The sequence below is a fragment of the Paenibacillus maysiensis genome (assembly GCF_000520815.1).
Lineage (GTDB): Bacteria > Bacillota > Bacilli > Paenibacillales > Paenibacillaceae > Paenibacillus > Paenibacillus maysiensis.
Genome location: NZ_ASRY01000188.1, coordinates 1 through 5,364, shown reverse-complemented (window position 1 = coordinate 5,364; position 5,364 = coordinate 1). Strand labels below are relative to the sequence as shown.

At 52.1% G+C, this 5,364-nt stretch carries 6 protein-coding genes; all 6 read left to right on the top strand.

Translation table 11 applies throughout. The annotated features are described in order from the left end of the window. Positions 1-318: amidase family protein (locus L696_RS0112880; protein ID WP_025683998.1), on the top strand; the 318-nt coding region annotated here is incomplete at its 5' end. Between the two features lie 81 nt (positions 319-399). Next, entirely contained in the window at positions 400-1,242 is an 843-nt protein-coding gene (locus tag L696_RS0112875; protein ID WP_025683997.1) for a creatininase family protein, read from the top strand. After that, on the top strand, positions 1,239-2,117 hold the full coding sequence (locus L696_RS0112870; protein WP_025683996.1) for a fumarylacetoacetate hydrolase family protein: 879 nt from the start codon (positions 1,239-1,241) through the stop codon (positions 2,115-2,117). Before L696_RS0112875 ends, L696_RS0112870 begins: the two co-directional genes overlap by 4 nt. A 24-nt stretch (positions 2,118-2,141) precedes the next feature. Further along, a complete protein-coding gene (locus tag L696_RS0112865; protein WP_025683995.1) occupies positions 2,142-3,173 on the top strand; it encodes an ABC transporter substrate-binding protein in 1,032 nt (343 codons plus the stop codon). Between the two features lie 50 nt (positions 3,174-3,223). Then, a complete protein-coding gene (locus L696_RS0112860) occupies positions 3,224-4,558 on the top strand; it encodes an FAD-binding oxidoreductase (RefSeq protein ID WP_025683994.1) in 1,335 nt (444 codons plus the stop codon). Positions 4,559-4,653: 95 nt separating this feature from the next. Next, the coding region (locus L696_RS0112855; protein WP_025683993.1) for a CocE/NonD family hydrolase at positions 4,654-5,364 on the top strand (711 nt) is incomplete at its 3' end.

Below are 5,364 nucleotides of genomic sequence, written 5' to 3'. Positions count from 1 at the left end.
GCTGATCAGGAGAAGGAAGCAGAACGCCGGCTTGAGGTGCGCAAGCACATGGCTGACCTGCTCGGAATGGATGCGGTGCTTGTGATACCGACGACTACCGGAGCAGCCCCGAAGCTGGGGCTGGCCGGGCCGCTCATTGAAGAACGAAGAGTGCGAACGATGCGTTTGACCTGCATTGCTGGCTTGTCGGGACTGCCACAGCTTACGATCCCCGCTGCCGAGATACTGGGCTGCCCGGTCGGTATTTCCCTCATCGCTGGCCCGGGACAGGATCGGCGTCTGCTGGAATGGGCTACATCCCTTGTTCCGGCAGTATAAGGATAAGATTATCACTCGATATATAAGAACATTAAGCTACGCGAAAAGAACATCAAAGCTGCAGGAGAAAGGGTGTCTGTTATGTTTCAACGATATGAAGGAACGACATGGGAGGAGCGCTTTTTGCCCCGTCTGACAAGCAAACAGGTCAAAGAACTGCCAAAGGAGAAGGCGCTGGTTATTCTGCCGGTCGGAGCTGTGGAGCAGCATGGGCCCCATCTGCCTATATATACGGACACTCTGATTGGGGAGGCGACATTAACACAAACGCTGGAGCGGGTGCGGCCAGATAAGGAGATATGGCTGCTGCCTCCGGTCTCGTATGGCAAAAGCAATGAGCATATCGGACTGCCGGGCACGATCTCCTTGTCTGCGGGTACGCTACATGCCATAATGCTGGACATTGCAGAAAGTCTGAAGGCCAGCGGTTTTCGCAAGCTACTGCTGTTTAATACGCATGGCGGCAACGTGGATTTGCTGAATACCGTATCACGGGAAATCCGGATTAGAACGGGGATGATGGTTTTCTATCTCAGTCCCAGTAGTCTGAATGTGGCGGAGGACCTCCTATCTCCCGAGGAACTGGAATACGGGATTCACGGAGGCGATTATGAGACTTCTCTGGTCATGTCCATTAAACCGGACTGGGTGCAGAAAGAGTTACTTATCAAAGAGCTCCCCGATATGTCCTCTTACCGTTTTCTTACATTAGAAGGGAAAATCCGCTTCGCCTGGAAGATGGCTGATATATCAGCTACCGGAATGGCCGGGGATGCTACGATGGCCACGCCTGAGAAGGGCAGGATCATTCAGGACAGAATTACGGCAATTCTGTCGGAGGCGCTGGAGGAGCTGTGTGATTTTGAAATCACCGATGTCCGCGGGACTGAGACGGCTCAGCAGCCGGCAGGAAACCGCCCGTGAAGCTCGTCAGTCTTAAACACGGCGATGGGGAACGGGCCGCGATTGAGCATGAAGGCCGATTTTTCCTACTGGAGGAGATCAATAGGGCGGAAGGAAGCGCATGGGGAACCTCCGTCATGGAGATATTGCAGCAGGGTCAGCTGGAGGAGCTTGTCCAGTGGTATCAGAAGCACGGGGACGGAGCATGGTCATCGAGCCCTTTCATACCAGCGGAGGAGGCGATACCAGCCCCTCTCTTCCGCCACCCCCGCAAAATATGGGGAATTGGCATGAATTATGTACAGAAAGCAATCGATCTCGCATCCACTCCACCAGAGCTTGAGCCGGTCTGCTTCATGAAGCCGGACTCAAGCCTGATCGGGCCGGAAGAGTATATCCGGCTGCCGGCTCAATCGGTGAATGTGACATCAGAAGCGGAGCTTGGCATTATTATTGGCCGAAGCTGCAAAAATGTGCCGGAAGAACGCGTGCGGGACGTCATCGCTGGCTTTGCCGTAACCCTGGATATGACAAGCCAGGACATTCACGCACGGAATCCCAGATTTCTGCAACGATCCAAGGTATTCGACACATTTTTCAGTCTCGGACCACAGCTAATAACACCTGACGAAATAAGCGATCTGCAGAGCCTAGCTGTTGAAACCGTGTTGAACGATGAGGTTATTCATAGCAATACCGTGTCTCGCATGATTTATCATCCATGGTTCATTGTCTCGTATTTTTCACAGATGATGACCCTCTATCCAGGCGATGTGATCATGACGGGCACACCGGGGTCCGTCCAGATTCGGCACGGAGATGTTGCCGAATGCAGAATCAGCGGCTTTACGACGCTTCGTAATCCGGTAGCGGATGCAGACTACAACTATCAGTAATTTTCCTTGGGGAGTGGTAATGAGATGAACAAGTACAGACAAAAGAGATTTGCTGTTTTACTGGTAGCAATGCTTTCCTTGTCAACATTGCTGGCTGCTTGCGGCAATCAGCAAACTGCTCAGAATGCCGCTGCCGAGACATCGGGTTCCACAGGAAAAAGCGGGGGACTCACGGCAGTCACACAGGTGACGAACTGGTTTGCACAGGCGGAGCATGGCGGTCTGTATGCGGCAAAGGAACAGGGGTATTACAAAGAGGCTGGTCTGGATATGACCATCCAGGGAGGAGGGCCGCAGGTGTCTCCCACACAGATCGTGGCTTCCGGCAAAGCACAGTTCGGACTCACCACGGCGGATCAACTGCTGGTGGCCCGTGAACAGGGAATCCCTTTGGTAGCGATTGCGACGATTTTCCAGAAAAGCCCGCAGGGACTTATGGTTCATGCCAATCAGAATATTTCCTCCCTTGCCGATTTGAACAACCGTACCGTTTACGTGGGGGCAGGCTCGGTGTTCTGGGATTATGTAAAGAGCAAATATCAATTGGATAATGTGAAGGAAATGGCTTATACCGGTTCTCTGGCTCCTTTTATACCCGATGAAACGGCTGCTATTCAGGGATATGTAACCAGTGAGCCGTACGAGATGAAGAAGCAAAATGTGGACGTTAAATTCCTGCTGCTGGCAGATGCCGGTTATAATCCGTATTCCAATGTGCTGTTCACGACAGAGCAGTATATTCAGGACCATCCCGATCTTGTGCGTGCCTATGTCGAGGCTTCGATGAAGGGCTGGAATTATTACAAGACCAATTATGATAGCGTGAATGATGTCATTTTAAAGGAAAACCCAGATTTTACGAAAGAAAAGCTGAACTATGCGGCGGAAGCGCTCATCCCGTTCGTATATGAAGGTGATGCGGCGGAACATGGTGTCGGTTATATGAAAGAAGAGCGCTGGGCGGAGCTGGGACAGCAGTTGATGAAGATTGGAGCATTGAAAAAAGAGCCCGATGTCAGCAAGGCATTCACGGATAAGTTCCTGCTGCATTCTTAGGAGGAAGGGCCTTTAGCGGGCTGAATGAAAACATATGGGAGGGGAACCGAATGAATGAACATTGGACAGCCATTCTGAAAGAACGCATCGATCCTGAGCTGTTGCAGTGGGAGGAGCTAGCAATTTCCAAATATTCGATGGATTATCATCACTTCTCCCCTGTGCTGACCAGTCAGCTGCAGGGCAAGGTCGCCGAGTGCATCGCCAGTCCACGTACCGAGGAAGAGTTTGATACTCTGTTATCCATTGCCGCGGAGCTGGGGGTTCCACTAACCGTCAGGGGGAACGGCACTGGCAACTATGGCCAATGTGTCCCGGTCACAGGCGGAATCGTGCTGAATCTGGCGAAGTACAACAAGGTGCTAGAAACGGGAGAAGGCATAATGCGGGTTCAGGCTGGAGCAAGGCTAGGCAAAATGGAATCCACTGCCCGCAAGGCGGGCTATGAGCTGCGAACAATGCCTTCTACCTTTCAAACTGCGACGATCGGCGGTTTTTTGAGCGGTGGTTTTGGTGGCATCGGTTCGATCCGTTGGGGAACCATCTGGGACGGTCTGGTACGTTCCCTGAAAATCAAGACTGTCGAGGTTCAGCCCCGTACCATTGAGCTCCAAGGAGAAGAGGTGCTGCCTTACCTGCATACCTACGGTACGATTGGCATTCTGTCCGAGGTGGAAATCAATCTGGCCCCGCGGGTGGAATGGATGCAGTGGGCAGTAACCTTTGACAGCTTTGAACAAGCTTTTCGCTTCGGGCAGTTGGTTGCTGAAGATACGTCTCTTGTAAAGAGGCTCATTTCTATTCATGAATGGCCGATTTCATCCTATTTTGTACCTCTCGATATTCCCGAAGGGCGTACCGCTGTATTGCTTGAAATGGATACGGCCTGTGAATCGCGGCTGGAGCGTGCCATAGCGGAAAACGGTGGGTTACCGTCTACAAAGGTCTCCGCCGAGCAGTATCATAAAGGCGTCGGTGTATCCGACTTTACATGGAACCATACAACCTTGTGGGCGCGCAAGGCAGACCCGGGCTTGACCTACCTGCAACTGAATTTTGATCCTGCCCATGCCCTTGAGCAAATCTCGGCTATGAAAAAGGAATATCCGGAAGTGATGAATCATATAGAATTTGCCCGGCAAAGCGGAAATTTGCTAATTTCCGGCCTGCCGCTGGTTCCCTTCACAACGGAGGAACGCCTGAATCAATTGATGGAGTGTTACGAGGAAAACGGGGTTGTAGTCAATAATCCGCATACCTGGGATTTGAAGGAAGGTGGACGATCATATGCCCACGAACGTTTGTGGGAGATCAAACACCACAACGACCCGAAGGGAATCCTGAATCAGGAGAAATTAAAGCGTCCGGCAGTCAGTGGCATCTGATTAACGGGTGATGGGATATTTTCCACACAGCAGCAGCTAGCGTACCATACGGATTTTTATAGTAAATCCGGATCTACAGCAAAGGAGCGAGTCGCATGAAATTTGGAAATGTGGTCATCCGCCGCAAGGTTCCTTGCACGATGCGTGACGGTGTGACGTTGTATTCAGATATATACATGCCTGATGAGACAGGAAAATATCCCGTGCTGCTGATGCGCCAGCCCTACGGCCGGTCGATTGCCTCTACCGTTACGCATGCCCATCCCGTCTGGTATGCCAGTAAGGGATACATCGTGGTAATCCAGGATGTCAGGGGACGGGGAGAGTCGGAAGGCGAATTTGATCCGTTTGTACAGGAAGCTGAGGACGGCTTTGATACCATAGAATGGGCAGCAGTTTTGCCCGGCTCGACCGGGAAGGTAGGCATGTACGGTTTCTCTTATCAAGGGCTCACACAATGGGCTGCGGCTTCCCTTCACCCGCCCGCGCTCAGGGCGATTGCGCCGAGCATGTGCCCGGCAGACATGTACCACGGCTTATTTTACCCACATGGCTCCTTCGCGCTTGGCAATCATCTGCCGTGGGCTTTCCAGCTTGCTCGTGATACGGCGCAAAGGGCGGGTGACTTCAAGACGGCCGAGCAATGCTCACGGTTTATGCGCAGCCCCGAGGAGATGCTGTGGAAGATGCCGCTGAATGAAAGACATCCGATTCTGGAGCAATACTTTCCTGCATTTTATGATTGGATCGATCGTATAGAGTACGATGAGTACTGGGAGCAGATGAACTGGATCGACGAGATCGTC